The sequence below is a fragment of the Pseudomonas sp. ITEM 17296 genome (genome assembly GCF_028895205.1).
In the GTDB taxonomy this organism is placed as follows: domain Bacteria; phylum Pseudomonadota; class Gammaproteobacteria; order Pseudomonadales; family Pseudomonadaceae; genus Aquipseudomonas; species Aquipseudomonas kermanshahensis.
This window is the reverse complement of the sequence record NZ_WJRS01000005.1, coordinates 220,989-247,949: the sequence shown is the minus strand read 5'-3', so window position 1 is coordinate 247,949 and position 26,961 is coordinate 220,989. Positions and strand designations below refer to the sequence as shown.

At 62.1% G+C, this 26,961-nt stretch carries 26 protein-coding genes; 12 read left to right on the top strand and 14 right to left on the bottom strand.

Going from position 1 to position 26,961, the window contains the following annotated elements; translation table 11 throughout:
* The first annotated feature begins 71 nt into the window (after window positions 1–71).
* A complete protein-coding gene (locus GIB19_RS08580; RefSeq protein WP_027593123.1) occupies window positions 72–1,445 on the top strand; it encodes a TolC family outer membrane protein in 1,374 nt (457 codons plus the stop codon).
* 137 nt (window positions 1,446–1,582) lie between these two features.
* Here the strand turns inward: GIB19_RS08580 and GIB19_RS08575 are convergent, their stop codons facing one another.
* The 3 genes from GIB19_RS08575 to GIB19_RS08565 all read right to left on the bottom strand — a co-directional run bounded on the left by GIB19_RS08575 (window position 1,583) and on the right by GIB19_RS08565 (window position 4,853).
* Window positions 1,583–2,182 carry a tRNA-uridine aminocarboxypropyltransferase gene (locus tag GIB19_RS08575; protein WP_274885195.1) on the bottom strand — a complete coding sequence of 200 codons (600 nt, stop codon included), beginning with the start codon at window positions 2,180–2,182 and terminating at the stop codon, window positions 1,583–1,585.
* Window positions 2,183–2,257: 75 nt separating this feature from the next.
* Window positions 2,258–3,823, bottom strand: coding sequence for a methyl-accepting chemotaxis protein (locus tag GIB19_RS08570; RefSeq protein ID WP_274885194.1), 1,566 nt, complete (start codon window positions 3,821–3,823; stop codon window positions 2,258–2,260).
* 136 nt (window positions 3,824–3,959) lie between these two features.
* Complete coding sequence (locus GIB19_RS08565) at window positions 3,960–4,853, bottom strand: LysR family transcriptional regulator (protein WP_027593126.1); 894 nt, start codon at window positions 4,851–4,853, stop codon at window positions 3,960–3,962.
* A 224-nt stretch (window positions 4,854–5,077) separates the two neighbouring features.
* Here GIB19_RS08565 and speB point away from each other — a divergent pair, with 224 nt between their 5' ends.
* Window positions 5,078–6,028 (top strand): agmatinase, encoded by a 951-nt coding sequence (speB, locus tag GIB19_RS08560; RefSeq protein ID WP_027593127.1) that lies wholly within the window; start codon window positions 5,078–5,080, stop codon window positions 6,026–6,028.
* 154 nt (window positions 6,029–6,182) lie between these two features.
* Window positions 6,183–7,562, top strand: a complete 1,380-nt coding sequence (locus GIB19_RS08555) for a sodium:solute symporter (RefSeq protein WP_027593128.1) — start codon at window positions 6,183–6,185, stop codon at window positions 7,560–7,562.
* A gap of 78 nt (window positions 7,563–7,640) precedes the next feature.
* Here GIB19_RS08555 and GIB19_RS08550 read toward each other — a convergent pair whose 3' ends face one another.
* Together GIB19_RS08550 and ptrR are read right to left on the bottom strand one after the other, a co-directional pair.
* On the bottom strand, window positions 7,641–7,769 hold the full coding sequence (locus tag GIB19_RS08550; protein ID WP_256214945.1) for a PA1414 family protein: 129 nt from the start codon (window positions 7,767–7,769) through the stop codon (window positions 7,641–7,643).
* Window positions 7,770–7,893: 124 nt separating this feature from the next.
* Window positions 7,894–8,787, bottom strand: coding sequence for a putrescine utilization regulator PtrR (gene ptrR / locus GIB19_RS08545; protein ID WP_265968464.1), 894 nt, complete (start codon window positions 8,785–8,787; stop codon window positions 7,894–7,896).
* A gap of 106 nt (window positions 8,788–8,893) precedes the next feature.
* On the opposite strand from ptrR, the gene GIB19_RS08540 reads away from it, so the two are divergent.
* Window positions 8,894–10,075 carry a YbfB/YjiJ family MFS transporter gene (locus GIB19_RS08540; RefSeq protein ID WP_274885193.1) on the top strand — a complete coding sequence of 394 codons (1,182 nt, stop codon included), beginning with the start codon at window positions 8,894–8,896 and terminating at the stop codon, window positions 10,073–10,075.
* Window positions 10,076–10,208: 133 nt separating this feature from the next.
* Here the strand turns inward: GIB19_RS08540 and GIB19_RS08535 are convergent, their stop codons facing one another.
* Together GIB19_RS08535 and GIB19_RS08530 are read right to left on the bottom strand one after the other, a co-directional pair.
* A complete protein-coding gene (locus tag GIB19_RS08535; protein WP_099430143.1) occupies window positions 10,209–11,135 on the bottom strand; it encodes a DMT family transporter in 927 nt (308 codons plus the stop codon).
* 105 nt (window positions 11,136–11,240) lie between these two features.
* Window positions 11,241–11,636: a hypothetical protein gene (locus GIB19_RS08530; RefSeq protein WP_027593132.1), complete on the bottom strand. Its 396-nt coding sequence runs from the start codon at window positions 11,634–11,636 to the stop codon at window positions 11,241–11,243.
* 170 nt (window positions 11,637–11,806) lie between these two features.
* Here GIB19_RS08530 and GIB19_RS08525 point away from each other — a divergent pair, with 170 nt between their 5' ends.
* Complete coding sequence (locus tag GIB19_RS08525; protein WP_027593133.1) at window positions 11,807–12,100, top strand: addiction module antidote protein; 294 nt, start codon at window positions 11,807–11,809, stop codon at window positions 12,098–12,100.
* Window positions 12,101–12,210: 110 nt separating this feature from the next.
* Window positions 12,211–12,483, top strand: a complete 273-nt coding sequence (locus GIB19_RS08520; RefSeq protein WP_099455003.1) for a hypothetical protein — start codon at window positions 12,211–12,213, stop codon at window positions 12,481–12,483.
* Window positions 12,484–12,539: 56 nt separating this feature from the next.
* Here GIB19_RS08520 and GIB19_RS08515 read toward each other — a convergent pair whose 3' ends face one another.
* Complete coding sequence (locus tag GIB19_RS08515) at window positions 12,540–13,901, bottom strand: DEAD/DEAH box helicase (RefSeq protein ID WP_085272470.1); 1,362 nt, start codon at window positions 13,899–13,901, stop codon at window positions 12,540–12,542.
* A gap of 104 nt (window positions 13,902–14,005) precedes the next feature.
* Here GIB19_RS08515 and GIB19_RS08510 point away from each other — a divergent pair, with 104 nt between their 5' ends.
* Entirely contained in the window at window positions 14,006–15,292 is a 1,287-nt protein-coding gene (locus GIB19_RS08510) for a mechanosensitive ion channel family protein (protein WP_085272469.1), read from the top strand.
* A gap of 114 nt (window positions 15,293–15,406) precedes the next feature.
* Here GIB19_RS08510 and GIB19_RS08505 read toward each other — a convergent pair whose 3' ends face one another.
* The 4 genes from GIB19_RS08505 to GIB19_RS08490 all read right to left on the bottom strand — a co-directional run bounded on the left by GIB19_RS08505 (window position 15,407) and on the right by GIB19_RS08490 (window position 18,528).
* Window positions 15,407–16,342, bottom strand: a complete 936-nt coding sequence (locus GIB19_RS08505; protein WP_265968476.1) for an AEC family transporter — start codon at window positions 16,340–16,342, stop codon at window positions 15,407–15,409.
* Window position 16,343: 1 nt separating this feature from the next.
* Complete coding sequence (locus GIB19_RS08500; protein WP_085272467.1) at window positions 16,344–17,219, bottom strand: carboxylate/amino acid/amine transporter; 876 nt, start codon at window positions 17,217–17,219, stop codon at window positions 16,344–16,346.
* Window positions 17,220–17,502: 283 nt separating this feature from the next.
* On the bottom strand, window positions 17,503–18,102 hold the full coding sequence (locus tag GIB19_RS08495) for an FMN-dependent NADH-azoreductase (protein WP_099455006.1): 600 nt from the start codon (window positions 18,100–18,102) through the stop codon (window positions 17,503–17,505).
* Between the two features lie 108 nt (window positions 18,103–18,210).
* Entirely contained in the window at window positions 18,211–18,528 is a 318-nt protein-coding gene (locus GIB19_RS08490) for a 3-phosphoglycerate kinase (RefSeq protein ID WP_099430150.1), read from the bottom strand.
* A gap of 48 nt (window positions 18,529–18,576) precedes the next feature.
* Between GIB19_RS08490 and GIB19_RS08485 the strand changes: the two genes are divergently transcribed.
* The 4 genes from GIB19_RS08485 (at window position 18,577) to GIB19_RS08470 (ending at window position 22,772) form a co-directional block, all read left to right on the top strand.
* Window positions 18,577–19,500 (top strand): LysR family transcriptional regulator, encoded by a 924-nt coding sequence (locus GIB19_RS08485; protein WP_027593141.1) that lies wholly within the window; start codon window positions 18,577–18,579, stop codon window positions 19,498–19,500.
* A 13-nt stretch (window positions 19,501–19,513) separates the two neighbouring features.
* A complete protein-coding gene (locus GIB19_RS08480; RefSeq protein WP_027593142.1) occupies window positions 19,514–20,326 on the top strand; it encodes an alpha/beta fold hydrolase in 813 nt (270 codons plus the stop codon).
* Window positions 20,320–20,877, top strand: coding sequence for a peptidylprolyl isomerase (locus GIB19_RS08475; protein WP_099430151.1), 558 nt, complete (start codon window positions 20,320–20,322; stop codon window positions 20,875–20,877). The genes GIB19_RS08480 and GIB19_RS08475 overlap by 7 nt, the downstream gene beginning before the upstream one ends.
* A gap of 62 nt (window positions 20,878–20,939) precedes the next feature.
* Window positions 20,940–22,772: an ABC transporter ATP-binding protein gene (locus tag GIB19_RS08470; RefSeq protein WP_027593144.1), complete on the top strand. Its 1,833-nt coding sequence runs from the start codon at window positions 20,940–20,942 to the stop codon at window positions 22,770–22,772.
* Between the two features lie 135 nt (window positions 22,773–22,907).
* Here GIB19_RS08470 and GIB19_RS08465 read toward each other — a convergent pair whose 3' ends face one another.
* Window positions 22,908–24,035, bottom strand: coding sequence for a GNAT family N-acetyltransferase (locus tag GIB19_RS08465; RefSeq protein WP_274885192.1), 1,128 nt, complete (start codon window positions 24,033–24,035; stop codon window positions 22,908–22,910).
* 263 nt (window positions 24,036–24,298) lie between these two features.
* Here GIB19_RS08465 and GIB19_RS08460 point away from each other — a divergent pair, with 263 nt between their 5' ends.
* Window positions 24,299–25,543, top strand: a complete 1,245-nt coding sequence (locus GIB19_RS08460; RefSeq protein WP_027593146.1) for a putative porin — start codon at window positions 24,299–24,301, stop codon at window positions 25,541–25,543.
* A 196-nt stretch (window positions 25,544–25,739) separates the two neighbouring features.
* Here GIB19_RS08460 and GIB19_RS08455 read toward each other — a convergent pair whose 3' ends face one another.
* The gene (locus tag GIB19_RS08455) at window positions 25,740–26,861 is read right to left on the bottom strand and encodes a beta-ketoacyl-ACP synthase III (protein ID WP_099430154.1); all 1,122 of its coding nucleotides are present in this window, start codon (window positions 26,859–26,861) and stop codon (window positions 25,740–25,742) included.
* Between the last annotated feature and the right edge of the window lie 100 nt (window positions 26,862–26,961).

Here is a 26,961-nt window from a genome sequence, read left to right as displayed (position 1 = left end):
TTGCATGATAACTATATCGTCATTTTTTTGGCGACCAGCAGGACTTATTTTAGGATCAGGGAGAGGTACCCATGCGCGTTTTGACCCCCATCACCAGTGCATTACTGTTGGCAATGGCGTGTGCCAACGTACAGGCGATGTCGATTACCGAGGCTGTTCAGAGCGCCGTGGACTACCATCCGCAGATCAGCTCCAACCGCAACAGCAAGCTGTCTGCCGATGAAGACGTGAAATTCGCGCGCGGCGGCTACTACCCTTCCGTTGACCTGGTCGCAGGCTATGGCCGCCAGCGTTCGGACAACCTCAATACCCGCGGCACCAACCCCGACGGTACGCGCAACCATGACAAGGCCACCCTCAGCTACACCCAGTCTGAGCTGCGCCTGCGGCAGATGCTTTTCGACGGCTTCAACACCTCGAACGAAGTAGGCCGCACCGAAGCGGTCGCCACCTCCCGCGCCTACTACACCCAGGCGGTCGCCCAGGATGTTGCCCTGCGCGCAGTGGAGGTTTACCTCGAAGTGCTCAAGCGCCGTGAGCTGGTGACGCTGGCCAAGAACAACCTGCAAGCCCACCTGCGGGTAAACGACCAGATCGGCCTACGCACCGAGCGCGGTGTCGGCAGCACCGCCGACCTCGATCAGTCCCGCGCCCGCCGTGCCTTGGCGGAAAACAACCTGGACACCGCCGAAGTCGACCTGGCCGATGCCGAGGCCAACTTCTTCAGCGTCATCGGCAAACACCCCGACGAACTGGAAGGGCCGCAATCGATCAAGGTTGAAATTCCTGGCACCCTCGACGATGCCCGGGAAGGCATGCGCCAGAACAACCCTTACATCAAGTCCGCCCAGGCCGACGTCAATGCGGCCGAGCGGCAGTACGAAGTGGCCAAGTCTACCTTCTACCCACGCCTGGACGCTGTGCTGGCCACGGGTGCCAACAACAACCTTGGCGGTGAAAAGGGCCACAGCAACAACGATTGGCAGGCCGGTGTCGAGCTGAACTACAACGTGTTCCGCGGCGGTAGCGACAAGGCCCGCCTGCAGTCCGATGCCCACAAGATCAACCAGGCCCTGGACATCCGCAACAACGCGCTGCGCGAGCTGACCGAGAACCTGAGCCTGGCCTGGAACGCCATGAACAACGCGCGCAAGCAGACCCCGACTGCGCGTGAATACGCCGAAACCACCAAGCGCGTGCGCGCGGCTTACCAGGATCAGTTCGGCCTTGGCCAACGTACCCTGCTCGACGTGCTCGACAGTGAGAACGAGCTGTACAACGCCGACCGTCGTTACACCGAAGTGCGTTACACCGAGGAGTTCTCGATGTACCGCGTGTTGGCAACCATGGGTGAGCTGTTGAGCAAGCAGCGTATTTCGCTGCCGCCGGAAGCCATCGCCAGCAATGAGGTGAAGACCGACGCACAGCTGCCTGAGATGCGTTGATCAACAGTCGGGGCAACCTGACTGTTGGCTGATACACGTGTAGGAGCAGCCTTGCGCTGCGAAGAGGCCGGTGAAAACAGCCAGGATTAACTGCGTTTTCACCGGCCTCCTCGCAGCGCAAGGCTGCTCCTACACGTTTATGGGGTGCCGTGATTGCGCTGGAACGTCTCGGCACCCATGGCCTTGATCTGCCCCTCGATCAGCGCCTCGAACGGTTTGAGCAGTGCATCGAACCGGGCTGGCTGCTCCAGCACGTTCAGCGCCTCGACCACCGCCTCGAGGGTCGACAATGCCCCCGGCTCCGGCGCCTTGCGCAACCGATAGCGCGAAGGCGCGACCGCCCCCAGCGTCACACGCGGCAAGGCCTCCAGCAACGGATTCAGGTACAGCAGCTTGCGTGCCTTGCGCCAGGTACCGTCGGGCACGATCAACAGCAAGGGCCTGTCATCCCCCTCACCATAAGCCGTCAGCACCTGGGCATGCTCACCCGGGAACAGCAGCGCCGGCCGGTAGCCTGGTGTCTGCAGCAATTCAACGAGGTCTTCGAACACCTCGCCAACGCGCAATTCGGCATTGACCAGGCCAAGGGCGGCCAGGCGGGCGGTATTCAGGGCGTGCGCGCTTTCACTGGGGTGCTGCAGCAGAACCACGCGGGTGCGGCTGTCGAGCGAGGGTATCAGTGGGCAAAGGCAGTGATCGAGCGGGCGCTGGCAGCGCTCGCAGCGGGGTCTGGGCATCGGCTTCTCCTTACCGGGCGCAGTGTGCCATAGCCCTGCAGAAAAGCCCCACTTCCTTGTGGGATACGCTGAACGTCAGCGGTTGAAACGCTCCGCCAGGCTATGCAGATACTCCGCCATACGCTCCAGGTCCTGGCTGATTTCCGCCCCTTGCCTGGCCTGCCCGGCGCTCTGATCACACAGCTGTGCAATCCTCACGATCTGCTGGTTGATATCCTCGGCAACATGGCTTTGCTGCTCAGAGGCCGTCGCCATCTGCTGGCTCATGCCGGTAATCCGGCTGACCGCCTGGGCGATACCGCTCAACGCCGCTTGCACCGCCTCGACACTGTGTACGCTGTCGCGCGAAATCTGCTCACCGCGGTTGGCCGTACTCACCGCTCGCTCAGCCCCTGCCCGCAACGAGGCGATGATCTGATGGATCTCCTCGGTCGAGGCACGGGTGCGCTGGGCCAAAGAGCGGACCTCGTCAGCCACCACGGCAAAGCCGCGCCCCTGCTCCCCGGCGCGCGCTGCCTCGATGGCGGCATTGAGCGCCAGCAGGTTGGTTTGCTCGGCAATCGAGGTGATCGTATCGACCACGCTACCGATCGACTGGGTTTGCTCGGCCAGCGCGTTGACCGCCTGGCCGATGTCGTTGACCGCATCGCTCATGCTGCCCATGGCCTTGAGACTCTGCTGGGCCAACTCACTGCCTTGCTGCGCCAGCTGGTCGGCATCGCCTGCTGCATGGGCAGTGCTTTGCACGTTGTGGGTAACCTCTTGGATAGTCGCCGCCATCTGCGCGATGGCCGTGGCGGACTGGTCGGTTTCGTTGCGCTGGCGGTCAAGCATCTGCGCCTGGGCGTCGGACAGGTCAGCCGACTGCGCCGCCCGCGACTTCACCCCAACGCCGGCGTCCACCAGGCGGGTCAAGGCGGTTTGCAAGCGGGCCTCTTCGCTGATGATGGCCATGTCCAATTGGCCCTGCAGGCCCAGGTTGTCGCTGTAGGTCAACGCCACCAACGGGCTGGTGAAGGCTTTCGGGTGCTCGCCAAGTGTGCGCCGAATGGCCTGGCTGTGGTGATGCTCGACCAGGTACCAGGCCAGCAACAGGCTGCTCATCAGCACCCCCAGGGCCGCGTAGGGCGGCAGCCACAGGTAGCTTGCCGCCGACAGCAGGCCCGCGCCGATCAGTGGCCAGCCGTGCCCCAATTCATGCCCTAGCCGCGCCGCCCACGACACCGGCGAACGGCCGGCACGCAAGCGCGCGTAAAGCGCTTCGGCACGGCGAATCTGCTCACGTGTCGGCACTGAACGCACCGACTCATAGCCACTGACCCTGCCCTGCTCATACACCGGGGTGACGTAAGCGCTGACCCAGTAGTAATCGCCGTTTTTGGCGCGGTTCTTGACCACGCCCATCCAGGGTTTGCCTTGCTTGATGGTGTCCCACATGTGCCCGAACACCGCCGGGGGCATGTCGGGGTGACGCACCAGGTTGTGGGTCTGGCCGACCAGTTCGTCGTAGGTAAAACCGCTGATCGCCACGAAGGCGTCATTGCAGTAGGTGATGCGGCTATTGAGGTCCGTCGTGGAGATCAGGCGTTGATCGCTGGAGAAGGTTCTTTCGTGCTCAGTGACGGGCAAATTCATGCGCATCTTGGGCGATCCTTGCAGGATGAAATAGGGAGGAATCATCAGCGCAAGTTGATGTTTAGCAGAGCGCTATCAGGTTAGCGGTCATGTTCTGTAGGAATTGAGCCCGTCCCGACGGAATGCATGGACAGGCTGTGTATCAGCCCACGTTGAGCTGGCTTTTAAGCAGGTCGCGGAACGTCTGAATCAACGGCTCGCGGCTGCGGCCACGACGAATGATCAACGAAAAGGGCGCCTGATAGCCGAAGGTAGACGGCGACAACACCCGTAGATCGCCCTTCTCCACCCAAGCCTGGGCGTAATGCTCTGGCAGGTAGCCAATGTAGGCACCGGAGAGAATCAGGATCAGCTGCGCCTCCATGCTTTCTACCGTCGCCGCACTGTGCTTGAAACCATGCCGGGCCAGCTCTGCCTGGCTCCAGTAGCCGCGCCCGACCATGCGCTGCTGGGTCACCACCTGCTCAGGGATGCGCCGCTCGTTGAACAACGGATGGCGGCTGCTGCAGTACAGCCAGTGCTGCTCACGGTACAGCGGCTGGTAAACCAGGCCGCTCATGCGCGAAGAAAACGCCCCGATGGCCAGGTCGAGGCGGTTGTCCTGTACACCCAATTGCAGTTCGTACGGGCTGGACACCGACAGGTGCAAGTGCACCGCCGGGTGCTCCTGGCTGTAGGCGCCGATGGCTTCGGCCAGGGGCAGCGCGCGGTCGCCCACGGTGGAGTCGATCACGCCCAGGTTGAGCGTGCCGCGCAGTTCACCCTTGAGGGCTGCGGCATATTGCTCAAAGCCATCCAGCTCGGCCAGCAGGCGCAGGCTCTCCTGATGGAACAGCTCGCCCTTGCTGGTGAGGCTGAAACCGCCGCGACCACGGTGACACAGCACAATCCCCAACCCGCCCTCCAGCTGGCTCATGTACGTGCTGATGGCTGACGTCGACAGGTTCAAATCGCGTTGGGCGTTGGCGAAGCCCTGGTGACGCACCACGCTGACGAAGATGCGTAGCAGTTTCAGATCGGGCAGGGTCGAGGTCATGGTGCAACGGTTCCGCAACAGTAAATGCGTGAAGTCTAACCGGTTGCGCGGGCATTAGTTCAGAAATTCCTGAAGTAAGTATTTGCCGGTAGCGATTCTTCCTACGCACTACCTTGCGCAAACTCGGCCGAAATGTCCTGCCCGCCGGCACAACCAGACTACACAGGCGCGCCGCGGCACAGGTTCGAACAAACACAACAATCGACCGACTGATGAGGCCCACCGTGGACAAGACTCTCCACCAACCACTGGGCGGCAACGAAATGCCGCGTTTCGGCGGCATCGCCACCATGCTCCGCCTCCCCCACCTGCAAAGCGCCGCCGGCCTGGATGCCGCATTCATCGGCGTGCCCCTGGACATCGGCACTTCGCTGCGCTCCGGCACCCGCTTCGGACCGCGTCAGATCCGCGCCGAGTCGGTGATGATCCGCCCGTACAACATGGCTACCGGGGCTGCGCCATTCGACTCGCTGTCGGTCGCCGACATCGGTGACGTGGCCATCAACACCTTCAACCTGCTCGATGCCGTGCGCATCATCGAAGAAGCCTACGACGAAATCGTCGAGCACAACGTTATCCCGATGACCCTGGGCGGCGACCACACCATCACCCTGCCGATCCTGCGCGCCCTGCATAAAAAGCACGGCAAGATCGGCCTGGTGCACATCGATGCCCACGCTGACGTCAACGACCACATGTTCGGCGAGAAGATCGCCCACGGCACCACCTTCCGCCGCGCCGTGGAAGAGGGCCTGCTCGACTGTGACCGCGTGGTGCAGATCGGCCTGCGCGCCCAAGGCTACACCGCCGACGACTTCAACTGGAGCCGTCGCCAGGGCTTCCGCGTGGTGCAGGCCGAGGAATGCTGGCACAAATCGCTGGAACCGCTGATGGCCGAAGTCCGTGAAAAAGTCGGCGGCGGCCCGGTTTACCTGTCCTTCGACATCGACGGTATCGACCCCGCTTGGGCCCCTGGCACCGGCACGCCTGAAATTGGAGGCTTGACCACGATCCAAGCGATGGAGATCATTCGCGGCTGCCACGGCCTGGACCTGATCGGCTGTGACCTCGTCGAAGTCTCCCCGCCTTACGACACCACCGGCAACACCTCGCTGCTCGGCGCCAACCTGCTGTTCGAGATGCTCTGCGTGCTGCCGGGCGTCGTGCGTCGCTGATCCTGGCGATAGCACGGCACCGCTTGACTGCAATACCCCGGCAGGAGCCATGAGGGAGGGCCACTGAGGCCCGCCAACACAAGACTAGACCGCCGGGTGGCGCTAAGCCCGTGCGGTCGATCTCGCCATAATAAAGATAATCGGGAGACCCCCAATGGCCTTGGACATCATCGTTGTAATGATCTATACCGCCGGCATGCTCGGGCTTGGCTGGTATGGCATGCGTCGGGCAAAAACCCAGGAAGACTACCTGGTGGCCGGACGCAACCTCGGCCCGACCCTGTACATGGGCACCATGGCCACTACCGTACTCGGCGGCGCCTCCACCGTCGGCACTGTGCGCCTGGGCTATGTCCACGGCATTTCTGGCTTCTGGCTGTGCGCAGCCCTGGGCCTGGGCATCATCGCCCTCAACCTGTTCCTCGCCAAACCGCTGCTGCGCCTGCGCATCTACACCGTGACCCAGGTTCTGGAGCGGCGCTACAACCCGATGGCACGCCAGGCCAGTGCGGCGATCATGCTGGCGTACGCGCTGATGATCGGCGTGACCTCGACCCTGGCGATGGCGACCGTGCTGCAAGTGCTGCTCGAGTTGCCGTTCTGGATGTCGCTGATGCTCGGCGGCGGCGTGGTGGTGCTGTACTCGACCATCGGTGGCATGTGGTCGCTGACCCTGACCGACATCGTCCAGTTCGTCATCAAGACCGTCGGCCTGATGTTCATCCTGTTGCCGGTGTGCCTGTACAAGGCCGGTGGCTGGGACACCTTGGTGGCCAAACTGCCTGCGGCCAGCTTCCAGCTGACCACCATCGGTTGGGACACCATCATCACCTACTTCCTGATCTACTTCTTCGGCATCCTCATCGGCCAAGACATCTGGCAGCGCGTATTCACTGCCCGTGACGAGAAGGTCTGCCAACGTGCCGGTACCACCGCAGGCGTTTACTGCGTGGTTTACGGCCTGGCCTGCGCCCTGATCGGCATGGCCGCGCACGTACTGATGCCCGACCTGGCCAACCCAAACAATGCCTTTGCGGAGATGATCAAGAGCACCCTGCCCGATGGCATTCGTGGCCTGCTGATGGCGGCGGCCCTGGCGGCCATGATGTCGACTGCCAGCGCCGGCCTGCTGGCCGCGTCCACCACCCTGACTGAAGACCTGCTGCCCAAGCTGCGTGGCGGCAAGCAGTCGAGCCTGGCCATCAGCCGCCTGTTCACCCTGCTGACCGGCCTGGTGGTACTGGGTATCGCCTTGGTGGTGAACGATGTGATCAACGCCCTGACCTTGGCCTACAACCTGCTGGTCGGCGGCATGCTGATCCCGCTGATCGGTGCGATCTTCTGGAAACGCGCAACTACCGCAGGCGCCATCGCCAGCATGTCGCTGGGCTTCGCTACTGCGCTGCTGTTCATGTTCAAGGACGGGCTGGAAGCCAACACGCCGATCTACTACAGCCTGGCAGTTGGCCTGGTGAGCTTTGTCGCCGTCAGCCTGATGTCGCGTAAATCGATGGCAGCAGTCAAGCTGGCCTGATACGCACTAAGCCATACAGACGATTCACCGCAACAAAAAGGCCGCCGCATCAGCAATGATGCGGCGGCCTTTGTCATTTCAGCGACGGCGCGGTTGGCGCTTGCGCTGCTCTTCATCAGTCGGGATCGGCACCGGCTGCAGGGGGGGTGGAATCAACCCCAGTGCGACAGCCAAGTCGTGGAGCCAGTTGAACAGTGGTTTCTTCATAGTGCCCCCTTGACGGGTCAGCCTCACGGTCAATCAATCCAGTGATGTTTCATACAGATCATAGCCCGATGTCCTGTATTGCGCATGCATCTGGTCTTAGAGATAAGGGCCATTTTGACGCGGATCAAGCCTGAACGGCGCATTCCGACGATTGGTTAATCGTTTCGCTTTGTTGCAGATCGATCCAGGCCTGCAAATTTGCCCCGCGCATGCCCTGGCGCCACATCAACCACGTGACCGCCTGATCGAAGGGTGCCTGCAGCCGGTGGACCCGCACCCGGTCGCGCCCAGGCAGGCTGTCGAGCATGGACTGCGCCATCATGGCCACACCTGCGCCGGCAATCACACAGGCCAGCATGCTCTGGTACGACTCGATCTCCATCACCCGCCCCATCGGCGTATGAGCGTGGGCGTACCAGGCCTCCAGGCGCATTCGGTACGAGCAGCCTTGGCGGAAAGTGAACACAGCTTTGCCTGCCACGTCTTTTGCCGTGTGCACGGGCGGGTGTTCGGGGCTGGTGATCAACACCAGCTGTTCGTCGCACAGCGGCACACCGTCCAGCCCTGCCAGGCTCGGCGGGCCATCCACCAAGGCCGCGTCCAGGCCATGGCTGAGCAAGCCCTCGAACAGCTCACCGCTGGGCGCTGCACGCACCTGCAGGTTCACCGCCGGGTACGCCTGGTGATAACGCGCCAGCAACGCTGGCAGGTGGGTGGCTGCGGTGCTGTACATGGTGCCCAGCACAAACTCCCCCGCCGGCTGGCCACCTTGCACGGCCGCCATCGCCTCGTCACGTAGCGCCGACAAGCGGTTGGCGTAGTCCAGCAGCACCTTGCCCGCGGGCGACAATTGCAGGCGCTGGCGCTCGCGCAGAAACAGCTCCACGCCCAATTGTTCTTCGAGCTGGCGCAGGCGCGTCGACAGGTTCGACGGCACCCGATGCAGGCGCTCGGCGGCGCGTGTGACCGAACCTTCCTCGGCCACCGCCTGGAAGATGCGCAGTTGGCTGAACTCCATACCTTTCTCCAAAACAGAACAACTTCATCATCATTATTCAATTTTATTGAACGCGAAAGCCCCCTAACCTGCCATCCATCGCTTACCAACGTGCAGGAGCCCTTCCATGTCGCCCCGTATACAACTGCTGGCCAGCGCCGTGGCGCTGATGATGGCCATGGGCATCGGCCGCTTCGCCCTGACCCCACAACTGCCGCAACTGATCGCCGAAGGCCAGTTCGACCTCACGGCCGCCGGGCTGGTCGCGGCGGCCAATTACCTGGGTTACTTCATCGGTGCGGTGGATGGCATGTTCGCCCGCAAGCCTGCCCAGGTACGCCTGCGCCTGCAGGGTGGCCTGTGGCTGTGCGTGCTGTTGACCTTGGCCTCGTGGGCCGCCGATGGCTTCTGGAGCCACCTGCTGTTGCGCTTCGGCACCGGCGTGGCCAGCGCCTGGGTATTGGTGATGATCACCAGCCTCAGCCAGCAGGTTGCCAACGCACACCATCAACCCCGCTTGGGCGCTTTGGTGTTTGCCGGGCCGGGCCTGGGGATCGCCGTTACCGGGCTGCTGGCACTGGTTGCGCATGGGCTGGGGCTGGGTTCGGCAGCGCTGTGGCTGATCTACGCGGTGGCGGCGCTGATGATGCTATTGGCCGTACGGCCCTGGTTGCCGCAGGCGCAAGCGCAAACGGTGCAGCCGGCCACTGCGCAGCCCGGTAGGGTAGGTAATGCCGGGATTGCGCGCCTTGGCCTGGTCTATGCCTTGTACGGCGTGGGTTACATCCTGCCGGCCACCTTCTTGTCACAGATGGCCAACCAGCAGTTTCGCGGCCAGTGGATGGCCGACCTGTTCTGGCCGGCCTTTGGCCTGGCTGCCGCGCTGGGCGTGCTGCTGGTGAGCGTGCGCCGGGCCGGCCGGACCTCTGCCTGGCTGACCGCCACCCTGTGGCTGCAAGGGCTCGGTGTGCTCGCATGCCTGATGGGCGGTGGCCTTGGCTTGGGGTTGGGTGTGGTGCTGTGTGGCGCGCCGTTCCTGGCCTGCATGCAGCTGGTGATGCAGCGCTCGCGGGAGCTGGCGCCACACGCGACGCAGCGTAATGCTGGGCTGCTCACTGCGTGCTTTGCGCTCGGGCAACTCAGCGGGCCGTTGTTGGCGGCAGTCAGCAACCATTACACGGGGAGCCTGCAACTGGCGTTGCTGCTGGCCGCGAGCGGGTTGGCAGTGGCCGGGGTGCTGGTGCTGACTGCAGCCCATGCCAACCCCAGCTGGCTGGCGGCCCCTTCAACCACCGCGCAATCCGTGTAGGAGCAGCCTTGCGCTGCGAAGAGGCCAGTGGCAACAACGTAGATGCTCGCTGCTGCCACTGGCCTCTTCGCAGCGCAAGGCTGCTCCTACAGGGGTTTCGGTTGACGGTCAGTGAAGCCTAGGGCAGCGGCTATCACCCCACCCATTTGCGCAATTGCTGCTTCACCCAAGGCTCGGCGCTCACCAGCACCACGCCAAGCAACACCATCACCGCGCCAAGTACAAAGTTCACGCTCAGCGGCTCATCCAACAGCAGCACGCCGAATGTCACGCCGAACAGCGGCGTGATGAACGAAAACACCGCGAGGTTCGACGCCAGGTATTTGCGCAATAACCAGAACCACGTCAGGTAGCTGACAAACGACACCACGATCCCTTGGAACAGCACACTGCCCACCGCCAAAGGCGTCAGCGACACCGCGCCGATCTGGCCGCTGAGCAAGGCAATCAGCAGCAACCCGGCAAAGCCCACCGCCAACTGATAGAACAGGGTCAAGGTCGCCGGTGCTTCTGAAAGCCGGGAACAGCGCACCACCACCGTCGTCGCCCCCCAGGCCAGCCCCGCCACAACGCCAAAGGCATCGCCCAGCAACGTGCGGCTGTCCATTTCTTCAAACGACATGCCACCGGCAAACGCAGTGGCAATCCCGCCGAAGGCCAGCAAGATCCCCAACCACTGCAGCAGCCGCAGCCGCTCACTGGGCAGCATGAAGTGCAGGCCCAACGCCGTGAAAACGGGTGCCGTGTAGAGGAAGACCGACATGTGCGCTGCCGACGTCAGCTTCAACCCTTCAGCGATGAACAGGAATTCGACACCAAACAACCCGCCCGCCAACAGCCCGGCGCGCCAAGTGCTGCCCACCTGCTCCCAACCACCGCGCCAGCAGATCATCAGGCCCACCAGCACGGCGGCGATGCAGTTGCGCAAGGCGGCCTGCATGACCGGTGCGATGTCGACGGCAGCCGTCTTGATCAGCACTTGCTGGCAGCCCCAGATCAGGCACAACCCAAGCATGACCTGGAAAGCGAAGGCGTCGGGGTTCTTCCGGGCCGCGCTCATCGGCGGGCCTTTGGGGTAGTCATTGGCATGGGATCAGCTCGGCAGTCTTCAAAGACTGCCGATTATCGGGTTTACAGGCCCACCCGTGCCACCCTCAAAACGACCTCAAGCAATCTGTGCCTTCGATGACACCTGCTCAAAGGTCGCTTCATCCAACGCATCGGCTTGTTCATCCAAGACCTGACGCGGGTGCTCGAAGCCCGGGATGCTGCTGTCGATCAGGCTCAACAGGCGCGAACCGCGTTCGCTGAGGACGAAGTTTTCGCCGTTGCCCCCCTCTTCATCAGGCCGACTTTCGATGAAGCCACGCTCGAACAGCAGTTTTTCGTATTCGCAGGCCCGGGTCTTCAAGTGGTCCAGATCGCCTATCGGCTGGCCTTTGGCGGCTAGCGCCGCGGCGTGCTGCTCGGCGTAGGGGCGTGGCGTAAAGCTGTGACCGGCGCTGTTCTGCACTTCATGCAGCAAGCGTTCGATCAAGTCCCAGTCGTAGGTGGTGCTCATGGCGGCAGGCTCCTGCTGTGGACGGAAGGGGTACACAGGTTGGGACCTGCCTGCGGCGGGTCGTGTTCAGAAAAAAACAGAAACCATTTTATGCGCTAGCCCAGTGTGATTTATAAACTACATTCACCCAATGAAGAAGATCGAATCCAGCAGTTTCAGAGGGATGCACAATGACTGAAACATTTTTTGAGTTCGATGCGGCCGATTACCTGACCACTCCGCAAGCCATTGCTCAATTCATGTCCGATGCGCTGGAGACGGGTGATGCCAGCTACGTGGCCAAAGCCGTTGGCGTAGTGGCTCGTGCAAAAGGGATGAGCGATCTGGCGAAAGAAACCGGCTTGTCTCGTGAGCAACTTTACCGGTCGTTCAGCGAACACGGCAATCCGACCCTTAAATCGTTCCTCGCAGTCATGAAGGCGTTGGGTATAGACATGACGGCAAAACCTCACCTTGCACACTAACTGTTGGTTATCTTGCACCTGCGGGTTATCGAGCCCGCCGGTCGTCCAGGCTGAACTTCAAGGCATGTACCGCCCTCCACCGCGCATAGCCAACGCAAGAGGTAGAAAGGATGAAATCGCTGCTGCGCATCACCTGTGCAACCGCCTTGCTCTGCGCCCTGCCCGCTTGGGCCTGCACGCCGGAGGAGGCCACCCAGAAGCGCGAAGAACTGGCCGGGCTGGTCAGCCAGCTGACCGAACAGAACCCGCAGAAGGCCAAGGAGATCAACGATGAGCTCCAGGGTATGGAGCTGGGGACGGCGAGCAAGGACCTGCCGGACAAGTGCCAGCTGATCGATACGCGAATCAAGGAATTGAAGACAGCGGAGAAAAAAGCGGAGTGACGCAGAGGCGGTAAAGGCCCTATCGCCGGCAAGGCGGCGATAGGGCTGCAGACGGCTTACTCAGCCGCTGGCGTGCGCTTTTTCAGCGGCGCCATGCCGTCGGAGCTGGCCAGTGGCGCGTTGGCCTTTGGCTTGGCGGTCGGCTTGCGCTTAGCGCCAGCCTTCTTGTCACCCGACTTCTTCTCGACCTTTTTCTTCTTGGTACCGGCAGCCTTGCCCGAAGCCTTGACCTTTTTAGGCCCGGTGTAGGTGCCTTTGACTTCCTTGATCACCCGGCGCTCGAACTGCTGCTTGAGGTAGCGTTCGACGCTCGACATCAAGTTCCAGTCGTTGTGGGTGATCAACGAGATCGCCAGGCCTTCGCCCCCCGCACGGCCGGTACGGCCAATACGATGCACGTACTCGTCACCGCTGCGTGGCATGTCGAAGTTGATCACCAGGTCCAGGCCGTCGATGTCCAGGCCACGGGCGGCAACGTCGGTTGCCACCAGCACGTTGGAGCTGCCCTGCTTGAAGCGTTCAATGGCCAGCTTGCGGTCTTTCTGATCCTTCTCACCGTGCAGGACGAAGGCCTTCACGTCCTTGGCCACCAGGTGGCCATAGATACGGTCGGCCAGGGCACGGGTGTTGGTGAAGATGATCGCCTTCTGGTAAGTCTCGTTTTCCAGCAACCACTGGACGATCTTCTCTTTGTGCTGGTCGTGGTCAGCCATGATGATCTGCTGACGGGTGCCTTCGGCCAGCTGCGAGACGCTGTTGAGCATCAGGTGCTCAGGGTCTTTCAACACCTTGCCGATGATGTCGCGCAGGGCCGCGCCGCCTGTGGTGGCGGAGAACAGCAGGGTCTGCTCACGGTTCTCACACTCCTTGCACAGGCGCTCCATGTCTTCGGCAAAGCCCATGTCGAGCATGCGGTCGGCTTCATCGAGGATCATGACCTTGACGTGGGACAGGTCCAGGTTGCCGGCGTTGAGTTGCTCGAGCAGGCGGCCCGGGGTGCCGATCAGCACGTCCGGCACCTTGCGCAGCATGGCGGCCTGTTCCTTGAAGTCCTCACCGCCGGTAACCAGGCCAGCCTTGATGTAGGTGAACTGGGAGAACAGTTGCACCTGCTTGAGGGTCTGTTGTGCCAGCTCACGGGTGGGCAGCAGGATCAGCGCACGGATTTCCACGCGCGGGCCGCTCAGGTCAACCAGGCGATTGAGCATTGGCAGGACGAATGCCGCGGTCTTGCCGCTGCCGGTCTGCGCGGTCACACGCAGGTCACGCCCTTGCAGGGCCAGGGGGATGGCCGCTGCCTGCACCGGGGTCGGCTCGACAAATTTAAGCTCGGCCACGGCTTTAAGCAGGCGTTCGTGCAGGGCGAATTGGGAAAACACGGAGGTAACCTCAGGCAAGTGCGGGAAATTCAGTTGCATAGGGTAACGTTTTCTGCCGCCATAGCCGAATTTCTTTTGGCAACTTTATCGGCATCCGCGCTCTAATGGCGCTTCGTTTGGCAATACAGACTGTTCAAAACCCCATGGATATCCAACGAATCTGGCGTGACTCCCTCGACCTCTGGGGCACCCTCGATCAACATCCCATGCTCCACGCCGCCATCGGCCTGGCCGTCCTGCTGCTGATTTCTCTGGTCGTCGGCCGCCTTTCGCGCTTCCTGATGCTGCACGGCACCCGCCTGCTGGCGCGCCAACAGGCGCTGAAATGGCTGGATGACCTGCGCCACAACAAAGTGTTGCACCGGCTGGCCCAGACCACACCGTCGCTGGTGCTGCAGTTTGGCCTGAAGCTGGTGCCGGAGCTGTCCGACACGGCGCAGCACTTCCTCGGCAACGTTGCCCTGGCCTTTACCCTGCTGTTCATGACCATGGCCCTGTCGTGCCTGCTGGATGCCTTGCTCGACATCTACGCGCGCACCGAGCATGCCCGCACCCGCTCGATCAAGGGCTATGTGCAACTGGCCAAGATGATGCTGTGGATCTTCGCCTCCATCGTCATCGTCGCCACGCTTATCGACCGCTCGCCGTTGCTGCTGCTGTCGGGCCTGGGTGCAATGTCGGCGGTGCTGCTGTTGGTCTACAAGGACACCCTGCTGTCATTCGTGGCCAGCGTGCAATTGACCAGTAACGACATGCTGCATGTGGGTGACTGGATCGAAATGCCACAGGTCGGTGCCGATGGCGATGTGGTGGACATCACCTTGCACACGGTGAAGGTGCAGAACTTCGACAAGACCATCGTCTCGATCCCGACCTGGCGTTTGATGAGCGAATCGTTCCGCAACTACCGCGGCATGCAGCAGTCAGGCGGCCGGCGCATCAAGCGCAGCCTGTTCATCGACGCGGCAGGTGTGCGTTTTCTGACCCGCGAAGAGGAACAGCGCCTGACCCAGGTGCGCCTGCTGGGCGACTACCTGGCTGGCAAGCGCCAGGAACTGCAAACCTGGAACGAAGCGCTGGGGCCGGTGGCCGAGCTGTCCGCCAACCGCCGCAAGCTGACCAATATCGGCACCTTCCGCGCGTTTGCGCTGGCTTACCTGAAGAACCACCCCAATGTGCATCAGGGCATGACCTGCATGGTCCGGCAGATGCAGACCGGCGCCGAGGGTGTGCCGCTGGAAATCTACTGCTTCACCACTACCACGGTGTGGGCGGAGTACGAGCGGATTCAGGGGGATATCTTCGATTACCTGCTGGCGGTGTTGCCGGAGTTTGGCTTGAGCTTGTATCAACAGCCGAGTGGCAATGACATGCGGGTGGGGTTGAGCGGGCGAGTGCCGCACCGGTTGGAAGAGATGAGCGAGGCTTGAGATCGCCGGGGCTGCTTTGCAGCCCATTCGCAGCACAAGGCTGCTCCTACAGGAGGTACACGTTCCCTGTAGGAGCAGCCTTGTGCTGCGAATGGGGCGCAAAGCGCCCCCGAATCACCCCGCGTAACCCAGCAGGTACAACAACCCGGTCAGGGTCACCAACGAAGCCACGGTCGACAACAGGATCGTCCGCGAAATCAACCCCGCCTCGCGGTTGTAGTACTCCGCCAGCATGTACGGCCCGGTCCCGGTCGGCAGCGCCGCCAGCAGCACCGCCGAAGCCGCCCACATGCTCGGCAGGCTGAACACCTTGTACGCCAGCACCCAGGTCAGGGCCGGCTGCCCAATCAGTTTCAATCCCACCAACGGCCACGGGCTGGCTTGCGCACCCGCGCGCTTTTCTGCCAGGAATGCGCCCAGCGATATCAAGGCGCACGGCGTGGTGGCCAACGCCAGCATGTCGAGAAAATGCATCACCGGCTCGGCCAGCCCCAACCCGCTCATGGCCCACCCCGCCCCCACCACCGGCGAAATCACCAGCGGGTTCTTCGCCAGCGCCTTGCTCACCACCAGCACCGCCCGGCCGACCTGCCGCTCTTCCTGCAGCCCGACCTCAATAAAGGTCAGCGAAATGGCGAACACCAGGCACACCACGATCAACGACGAGATCAGCGCTGGCTGCAAGCCCGCCTGGCCGAACAGCAACAGGCACAGCGGGATGCCGATGTAGCCGGTGTTGGCATACCCCGCACTGAGCCCGTCGATGCTCGCCGCGACCAGGCTATGGCCGCTGTACAGCCGCCACGCCAGCGTGATCACGAACATGGCCAGGGCGCCCGTGCCAAACGCCACGATGAAGCCTGGGTGCCAGATCTCGCTCCAGGTCGCAGTGGCGGTCACCTTGAACAGCAAGGCCGGCAGGCAGAGCCAGACCACCATCTTGTTGATTTCGGCTGCGGCCTTGTCGCCGAGCTTGTTGGCGCGACGGCACAGGTAGCCGACCAGGATGAGGGCAAAGATCGGCGCGACGATGACAAAGAGGGTATGCATATCAGGCCTTGCGGATCAGCGCGGCGTCAGTGCGGCTACCCAACCGGCTCATCCACACCGACGCCAGAATCACCGCGCCGCCAATAAGCAACCGCCCCAGTGGCTCGTGCTGGTTCCAGATCAACAGGTTGAGCAACAGCCCCACCGGCACATGCAGGTTGTTCATCACGGCCAGCGTCGCCCCGGAAACCAGGCAAGCACCCTTGTTCCACCAGTACAGGCCCAGCGCGGTCGGGCACAACCCGAGGAACAACAGCACCAGCCATTGCACATCGGTGCTTGGTAGGTGCTGGGCATTGCCGAACAGCAAAAACGCCGGCAGCACGACGATCAACGCCCCGAGATAGAAGTAGCCGAAGCGCTTGTAGTGCGGCAGGTCGCTGGGGTTTCGGGCGATCAGGTGACGGTACAGCACCTGGCCGGCGGCATAGGTGAAGTTGGCCAGTTGCAGCAGCAGGAAGCCGATGAAGAACTCACCACTGATGCTGTCGAAACGAATCACTGCAGCCCCCGCCACGGCCACCAGCGCGGCCAACAAGGCCCATGGGTTGAAACGCCGGTTCAAGGCATCTTCGATCAGGGTCACGTGCAACGGCGTGAGGATGGTGAACAGCAGCACTTCTGGCACGGTGAGCACGCGAAAGCTCAGGTACAGGCAGACATAGGTAATGCCATATTGCAGCGCACCGATCAGCAGCATCGAACGCATGAAGCGCGGCTCGACCTGGCGCCAGCGGGTCAGCGGCAAGAACACCAGGCCCGCCAGCAGCACCCGCGCGAGCACGGCAAAGTAGCTGTCGACGTGCCCGGCCAGGTACTCGCCGATCAGGCTGAAGGAAAACGCCTGAATCAGCGCGACGATAATCAGGTAGCCCATGGTTGCCTCTCGTGGATCAAGGCGGCGACCTTAGCGGGTTGCGCCGCGTGAGTTCAACCATGAGAAGTGTGGGGGCTGTGCCGGCCCTTTCGCGGGCAAGCCCGCTCCCACAGGTACACCACGGGCCTTGAGAACAGTGAATTCCCTGTAGGAGCGGGCTTGCCCGCGAAAGGGCCGGCACAAGCAACCGAGAAATCCCAGGCAAAAAAAACCCGGCCATTAGGCCGGGCAGGTACACCCAAAGGAGCAAAAACAGGTGTCAGGGTTGGGAATTCGTTGACGCTCAGGCCACCGCAGCCAGCTTGGCCTTGGCCTGGTTGATGCCCTTCTCGTGGAAGTCGCCGCTCATGTTCAGGCCTTCGGCATGGATGAAATTCACATCGTGAATGCCGATGAACGCCATCACCTGGCGCAGGTAGGGTTCCTGGTGGTCGCTGGTGGCGCCGGCATGAATGCCACCGCGGGCGGTCAGGACGATGGCGCGCTTGCCAGTCAGCAGGCCCTGCGGGCCGGTCGGGGTGTACTTGAAGGTGATGCCGGCGCGCAGCACGTGGTCCAGCCAGGCCTTGAGGGTGCTGGGGATGGTGAAGTTGTACATCGGCGCAGCCATCACCAGCACGTCGGCCGCCAGCAGTTCATCCGTCAGCTCATTGGAGCGGGCCAGCGCTTCGAGTTCAGCGGCGCTGCGCTGCTCTTCGGGCTTCATCCAGCCACCGAGCAGGTTGGCATCCAGGTGCGGCACCGAGGTCACAGCCAGGTCACGTACGGTGATCTCATCGCTCGGGTGGGCGGCCTGCCATTGCTGGATGAAGTCGCGGGTCAGTTGACGGGAAACGGAATCCTGCTGGCGGGCGCTGCTTTCGATGATCAGTACGCGGGACATGGGGTGCCTCCATCGGCAAAAAGGGTGCGATTCGATGGAGGTGAGATTAAGGCTTGACCTATCGATAAAAAAGCGTAAAAAGTGGGTTCAATCAATCGATTAATCCGTTTATTCCGCTGTACAGTTCACGCTGATCCGCAATTTGATGATCTGGCGATTGAACTTGGCGGTGACGTCGACGCTTTTACCCGCCGGCACGTTCACCCGGCGCACCCGCGGCGCTTCCGGGCCGTTGCGGAACATCACCTTGCAGGCTGCAGGCACCTGCCCATAGTTGTTGAGGGTGATGGCGCCAATGTCGTAGGCGGTATCGTAGGCCGTGTAGTCGAGCTTGACCCCATCCTCCAATTGCTTCTCCACATCGATGGGGTAAGCCATGGCACCGAGGGGCAGGCACATCAGTATTGCCGCACAACATTTCTTCATGGGGCGCTCTCCTTGGAAGAGCGCAGCTTAGGACAACAGGAGCGAAACATGAAAGCGCCGCGCGTAACCCTTGATCAGTGGCGAACACTGCAAGCAGTGGTCGATCACGGGGGGTTTGCCCAGGCCGCCGAGGCGCTGCACCGTTCGCAGTCGTCGGTCAGCTACACCGTGGCCCGCATGCAAGAGCAGCTCGGTGTTCCGCTGCTGCGCATCGATGGGCGCAAAGCGGTGCTCACCGAGGCTGGCAACGTGCTGCTGCGCCGCTCACGCCACCTGGTCAAACAGGCCAGCCAGCTCGAAGACCTTGCCCATCACATGGAGCAAGGCTGGGAAGCCGAGGTGCGCGTGGTGGTCGACGCCGCCTACCCCAGCGCCCGGCTGGTTCGTGCGCTGAGTGCGTTCATGCCGCAAAGCCGCGGTTGCCGGGTGCGTCTGCGTGAAGAGGTGTTGTCGGGCGTCGAGGAAGTGCTACGCGAAGGCATCGCTGACCTGGCCATCAGCAGCTATAGCATCGGCGGCTACCTGGGCGCCGAACTGAGCGCGGTAGAGTTCATCGCCGTTGCCCACCCCGAACACAGCCTGCACCGCCTGGGCCGTGAAATTACCTTCCAGGACCTGGAAAGCCAGCTGCAGGTGGTGATCCGCGACTCTGGCCGCGCCCAACCGCTGGATGTCGGCTGGCTGGGCGCAGAACAGCGCTGGACCGTCGGCAGCTTGGGCACCGCCACCACCTTCGTCAGCAGCGGCCTGGGCTTTGCCTGGCTGCCGCGGCACATGATCGAGCGCGAACTGCGTGAAGGCGTGCTCAAGCCGTTGCCGCTGGATCAGGGTGGCAGCCGTCACCCACTGTTCTACCTTTATTCGAGCAAAGAGAAGACCCTGGGCCCGGCTACGCAGATTCTCATCGACCTGCTGCGCAACTTCGACACCGCGCCTCTGGACGTGCCCTTCGCAGCCCCCCCACAAGCCTGAGAGGACCGCGCCCATGGCCTATTTCGAACACGAAGGATGCTTACTGCATTACGAGGAATATGGCCAGGGCGAACCCTTGGTGCTGCTGCATGGCCTGGGCTCCAGCTGCCAGGACTGGGAGCTGCAGATACCGCTGTTGAGCCGCCACTACCGGGTCATCGTCATGGACATTCGCGGGCACGGCCGCTCCGACAAACCCCGCGACGGTTACCAGATCGCCACCTTCAGCGAAGACCTGCTGGCCCTGCTCGAACACCTGCAGACCGGCCCGGTGCACTTCGTGGGCCTGTCGATGGGTGGGATGGTCGGCTTCCAGTTTGCCGTCGATCACCCGCGCTGGCTGCGCAGCCTGTGCATTGTCAACAGCGCCCCAGAGGTGAAGCGCCGCACCCGCAGCGACTGGGCCTGGTGGGCCAAGCGTTGGGGCCTGGCACGCCTGCTCAGCGTCGAGACCGTGGGCAAAGGCCTGGCCCAGCGCCTGTTCCCCAAGCCCGGCCAAGCTGACCTGCGCCAGAAGATGGCGCAGCGCTGGGCACGCAACGACAAACGTGCCTACCTCAAGAGCTTCGACGCCATCGTTGACTGGGGCGTGCAGGAACGCATTGGGCAAATTCGCTGTCCCACGCTGGTGATTGCCGCCGACCACGATTACACGCCGATACATCTCAAAGAGCGCTACGTAGCCCTGATGCCGCAGGCCAGGCTGGTAGTCATCGACGATTCCCGGCACGCTACGCCCCTCGATCAACCCGAGGTCTTCAACCAGACCCTGCTGCAGTTTCTTGCAGCTGCTTCCACCTCTCAAGGATCTTTGAGCCCATGCTGAAAAAACTCCTGCTCACCGCCTGCTCGGTCGCCTTCGCCACCAGCGTCATGGCGTCCGACAAGACCCCTCACGTGTTGCTGGACACCAGCTTCGGTCAGGTCGAAATCGAGTTGAATGCCGAGAAGGCGCCGATCAGTACCAAGAACTTCCTCCAGTACGTCGAGAGCGGCTTTTACAACAACACCATCTTCCACCGCGTGATCCCGGGCTTCATGGTCCAGGGCGGCGGCTTCACCGATCAGATGGTGCAGAAGGACACCAAAGATCCGATCCGCAACGAAGCCAGCAATGGCTTGCTGAACACCCGTGGCACACTGTCCATGGCCCGCACCTCGGACCCGAATTCGGCCACCAGCCAGTTCTTCATCAACGTGGCTGATAACGACTTCCTCAACCCAGGCCGTGACCGTGGTTATGCCGTGTTCGGCAAGGTGACCAAAGGCATGGAAGTGGTCGACCAGATCGTCAACTCACCGACCACCGTGAAAAAGGGCATGCGCGACGTGCCGGCCGATCCGGTCTATATCAAGTCCGCCAAACGTATCGACTGAATGCAGGTTTCACAGGGACGTGAACCCGCCTGAAGGCCGGACCAACAGGAGTGTTGTCACCCATGCTGTACCGCCGTTTCGAACGACTCATCGACATTTTTCGCGAGGCACCGAGCGAAGCACCGCCGAGCACGGTGTGGCCGTTCTACCTGTATTACCTGCGCCAGGTCTGGCCAAGCTTCGCCGCCCTGCTGGTGGTCGGCCTGGTCGCTTCGTTGATCGAAGTGGCGATGTTCAGCTACCTGAGCCGCATCATCGATCTGGCCCAAGGCACGCCCAATGCCAACTTCTTCAGCGAACACAGCGGTGAGCTGATCTGGATGCTGGTGGTGATCCTGCTGCTGCGCCCGCTGTTCTTCGGCCTGCACGACCTGCTGGTGCACCAGACCATCAACCCAGGCATGACCAGCCTGATTCGCTGGCAAAACCACTCCTATGTGCTCAAACAGAGCCTGAACTTCTTTCAAAGCGACTTCGCCGGGCGTATTGCCCAGCGCATCATGCAAACCGGCAACTCGCTGCGCGATTCGGCGGTACAGGCAGTGGATGCCCTGTGGCACGTGCTGATCTATGCCGTCAGCTCGCTGGTCCTGTTCGCCGAGGCCGACTGGCGCCTGATGCTGCCACTGTTGGCGTGGATCGCCTGTTACATCGCCGCGCTGTTCTACTTCGTGCCGCGGGTTAAGGCGCGTTCGGTGATTTCGTCCGACGCACGCTCCAAACTGATGGGGCGCATCGTCGACGGCTACACCAACATCGCCACCCTCAAGCTGTTCGCCCATACCGACTACGAACAGCAGTACGCCCGTGAGGCGATCCGCGAGCAGACCGAAAAAACGCAACTGGCCTCGCGGGTGATCACCAGCATGGACGTGGTCATCACCACCCTCAACGGCTTGCTGGTGGTCGGCACCACCGGCCTGGCACTGTGGCTGTGGAGCCAGTCGCTGATCACCGTGGGGGCAATTGCCCTGACCACCGGGTTGGTGATCCGCATCGTCAACATGTCGGGCTGGATCATGTGGGTGGTCAACGGCATCTTCGAGAACATCGGCATGGTCCAGGACGGCCTGCAGACCATCGCCCAGCCGGTCACCGTCACCGACAAGCCCAATGCGCCGGCATTGAAGGTGAGCCGTGGCGCGGTGCATTTCGACGATGTGGACTTCCACTACGGCAAAGCCAGCAACGTGATCGAAGGGCTCAATCTGAACATCCGCCCGGGCGAGAAGATTGGCCTGATCGGCCCTTCTGGCGCGGGCAAATCGACCCTGGTGAACCTGCTGCTGCGGCTGTATGACGTGCAGGGTGGGCGCATCCTCATCGATGGCCAGGACATTGCCGAAGTGAGCCAGGCCAGCCTGCGTGCGCAGATTGGCATGATCACCCAGGACACCTCGCTGTTGCACCGCTCGATCCGTGACAACCTGCTGTACGGCCGCCCAGAGGCCAGCGAAGCGGCACTGCTTGAAGCCGTACGCCGCGCCCGCGCCGACGAGTTCATTCCGCAGTTGACCGACGCCCAAGGGCGTACCGGCTTCGATGCGCATGTGGGCGAGCGTGGGGTCAAGTTGTCTGGCGGCCAGCGTCAACGTATCGCGATTGCCAGGGTGTTGTTGAAGAACGCACCGATCCTGATCATGGACGAGGCCACTTCAGCGCTGGACTCTGAGGTTGAAGCAGCGATCCAGGAGAGCCTTGAGACACTGATGCAGGGCAAGACCGTGATTGCCATCGCCCACCGGCTTTCGACCATTGCCCGGATGGACCGGCTGGTGGTGCTGGACAAAGGGCATATCGTCGAGAGTGGCAGCCACAGTGAGTTGCTGGCGCAGCAAGGGTTGTATGCGCGGTTGTGGCATCACCAGACCGGCGGGTTTGTTGGGGTGGATTGAGATGTGCGGTTGCCTGCGCCGGCCTCTTCGCGGGGCAAGCCCGCTCCCACAGGTTCATCACTGCCCTTAAAACCAGTGATGCACCTGTGGGAGCGGGCTTGCCCCGCGAAGAGGCCGGGGAAAGCGACATAAAATTCAATCCCTGCGGTAAGGCAACATCCCCCGCGCCTCTTCGGCATACCCCTGCACCCCTTCCCGCTCCTGCAACAAAAACCCTTCCACCGCACGCCGCAACCCGGGATGCAGCAGGTAATGCCACGACCGCGTCAGCACCGGCTCGAACCCTCGGATCAGCTTGTGCTCACCCTGAGCCCCCGCATCGAACCGCTGCAAGCCTTCAGCAATGGCAAAGTCCATGCCCTGGTAGAAGCACGTTTCAAAGTGCAGCCGGTCGAACTCATCCAGGCATCCCCAGTAACGGCCATACAGGCTGTCACCGCCCACCAGGCTCAGGGCCATGGCCACGTCACGCCCGCCTTGCCTGGCCATCACCACCCGCAGCGCCTCGGGCATGCGCTCGGCCAGCAGGCTGAAGAACTCACGGGTCAGGTACGGCGCACGCCGGCGTACTGCATAGGTGTTGGCGTAGCACAGGTAGACGAAGTCCCACTGCGCCTCATCCAGTTCATCACCCCGGTACCACTGAAAGTCGATGCCCTGCCCGGCCACTTGCTCGCGCTCTTTGCGCATCTGTTTGCGCTTGCGCGAGCTGAGCGTGTCGAGAAAGTCCTGGAAGTCCCGATAGCCTCGGTTGCGCCAGTGGAACTGGCAACCCAGCCGCTCCATCCAGCCTGGCAAGCCGGCCATCTGCTGGTCCAGTGCCGGGTCGGTGAAGTTGATGTGCGCGCCAGAGAGCCCGCCCTTGCCCAGGTACTCGGGCAATGCTTGCAACACCAGCAGGCCATCGGCGGGGTCGGCGGCCATCAGGCGCGGGCCGCTGACCGGGCTGAACGGCACGGCGCCCAGCAGCTTGGGGTAGTAGGCAATGCCTGCCCGCTCACAGGCATCGGCCCAGCCGTGGTCGAACACGTATTCGCCAAACGAATGCCACTTGCGGTAGGCCGGCAGCACGGCGCGTACCTGCCCTTCACGCTCCAGCACCAGGTGCTCGGCAGCCCAGCCGGTCGCGGGGGCAACGCTGCCACTGTCCTCCATCGCGCTGAGAAAGGCGTGGCGCAGAAACGGTTGGCCCGCAGGCACCAGGGCATCCCAGGTGGCCGCCGGAAGATCACGCAGATGAGCAAGGCTGTACAGGCTGGTCACGGTTTCGACTCGCTGTCTTGAGGTCCTCAGTATCCCGGAAGAATGGCCCATCACTCAAATGACGATCACCTGGCCAATCCGTTCATTGCCGATTACTTAACAACAGTGCCACTAATTAGACATTAATCTGTCATTCCCCCCCGCAATACTTGCGCCTGTTTTCCGGAACCCCAGAACCTGTCTATTCAGGCCCTTTCCGAAGACATGCCAACACAGGGGCGGGCGCTGAGCCTCCCCCATTTTTTTCTAGTAGGGAGAACCTTATGCGTCTTGTTTCCACACTTACCGGAGTGAGCCTCACCGGCATGATGCTGGCTCTGAGTACTCCGGCCAGTGCTGCTGTCGACGCCAAGCTGCTCGAAATGCTCCGCGCCAATGGCTCGATCAACCAGGCGCAGTACAACGAACTGCAAGGCGATCTGGCAAAAGAGACCAAGGAAAAGGCCGACCAGAAAGCGCAGTCCGAGCGTATGAGTTCCTTTGAACAAAAAGTGGCATGGGCCGCCAAGACCCAGATCAAGGGTGATGTGCGCCTGCGTTACGAAGACGTCAACGTTGACGACCCGAACAGCAGCAGCGGCAACCAGGACCGCCAGCGCGTCCGTGCCCGTGTCGGCTTCTACAGCGAAATCAACCCGCAAGTCGATGCTGGCGTGCGTATCGCCACCGGTAGCAGCGCCGACCGCCGCTCGACCAACCAGAGCTTCGACAACTATTTCGACAAGAAATCGCTGTGGGTCGACCTGGCCTACCTCGACTGGCACCCGACCGCAGTGCCCAACCTGCACCTGATCGGCGGCAAGATGCCACAGCCGTGGGTGAGCATGGGCGATATCATCTGGGACAGCGACATCAACCCGGAAGGCGTGGCCGCGACCTACAAAGCTGACCTGGGCGGCGCCGAAGTGTTCGCCAGTGCCGGTCAGTACACCCTCAAGGACAACGTCGACGGCGACGGCGTGCAGTACAAGCACGATGCGCAGGTCTACCACGGCCAGCTGGGCGCCAAGTTCGCCCCTGCCGACGTGCTGAAAGTCACTGTGGGTGCGAGCATCTATGGCTACGACAACGACAAAGAAGCGGCCATTCTGCAGTCGTTCGGCAACACCACCAATGAGTTCAACCTGGTGGAAGGCTTCGGTCAGCTCGACTTCACTGGCTTCGCCATCCCGCTGTCGGCCTACGGCCAATACGTGAAAAACACCGAGAGCACCGACGGTGAAGACCAGGCCTGGCTGGCCGGTCTGAAAACCAAGGTCGGCGCTTGGAGCCTGGACTACAACTACCGCGATGTTCAACGTAACGCCGTGGTCAGCCTGTTCACCGACTCCGACTTCGGCAACGGCTTCACCGGCTCTCGCGGCCACAAGTTCAAGGTCGGTTACGAGATCGACAAGAACTTCTCGCTGGGCGCGGCGTACCTGATGGCCAAGACCGATCTGTCGCAGCTGCCAAACAGCAATGCTGACGTAGACACGCTGCAGGTAGACCTGGAAGCCAAGTTCTAAGCAACCGCTTCACTGCTTCACTCAAGGCGGGAAATGCCGACCCCATCCGGTATTTCCTGCCTTTTTTTGTGTGTGACATTGTAGGGGGCTGCTTTGCAGCTCATTCGCAGCGCAAGGCTGCTCCTACAGGTGCGGTTCGCGTTCCCTTGTAGGCGCAGCCTTGTGCTGCGAAAGGGCCGCAAAGCGGCCCCGGCAATCAGCGTTTGCGCAAAATCACGCTACCCACCGAATACCCCGCGCCAAACGAACTCAGCACGCCCACCGCTCCCTCGGCCAGGTCATCCTGGTACAGGTGGAATGCAATCACCGACCCCGCCGAACTGGTGTTGGCATAACGGTCCAGAATCACCGGTGCCTCTTCTTCGGTGGCTTCACGCCCCAGCAGCTTCTTGACGATCAAGTGGTTCATGCTCAGGTTGGCCTGGTGCAACCAGAAGCGCTTGACGTCGCTCGGCTGCAGGTCATTGGCTTCAAGGTGCTCACCGATCAGCTCAGCCACCTTCGGGCACACTTCACGGAACACCTTGCGGCCTTCCTGGATGAACAACTTGTCCGCAGCACCTTCCCCCTCCTCCGCCGCGCGGTTGAGGAAGCCGAAGTTATTACGGATGTTGTTGGAAAACCCGGTCCACAACTTGCTGCTGACAATCTCGAACTGGTGCTTCGAGGTGGCCTGGTCGGCACGCTCGATCAGCACGGCGGTGGCGGCATCACCGAAGATGAAGTGGCTGTCGCGGTCGCGGAAGTTCAGGTGGCCGGTGCAGACCTCGGGGTTGACCATCAGTACCGAACGCGCCTGGCCCAGCTGCACGCTGTTGGCGGCGGTCTGGATGCCGAAGGTGGCTGACGAGCAGGCCACGTTCATGTCGAAGGCAAAACCCTCGATGCCCAATGCATTTTGCACTTCGATGGCAATGGCCGGGTATGGGCGCTGCAGGTTGGAGCACGCGACGATCACCCCATCGACATCGGCAGCGGTACGGCCCGCACGTTCAAGCGCCTGGCGAGCAGCGGCCACCGCCATTTCACACAGAATCGACGGCTCGTCATTGGAGCGCTCTGGCAGGCGTGGCTTCATGCGTTGCGGGTCGAGGATGCCAGCCTTGTCCAGCACGAAGCGGCTCTTGATGCCCGAGGCCTTCTCGATGAAAGCGGCGTCGGACAGCGGCGCTGCCTCGACCTCGCCGCGCTCGATGGCGGCGGCGTTGTCGTGGTTGAACTGCTGCGCCCACGTGTTGAAGGACTCCACCAGTTCTTCGTTGGAAATGCTCTGGGCCGGGGTATACAGGCCGGTGCCGCTGATCACGACGTTATGCACGGTCGTTCCTCTGGTCAAAGGCCATCGCCACGGGGCGCTGGCTGGAAAATGCGTAATAGCACTTTAGTGCCAACTCGAAGGCGAGGGCGTTGCCCTCGTT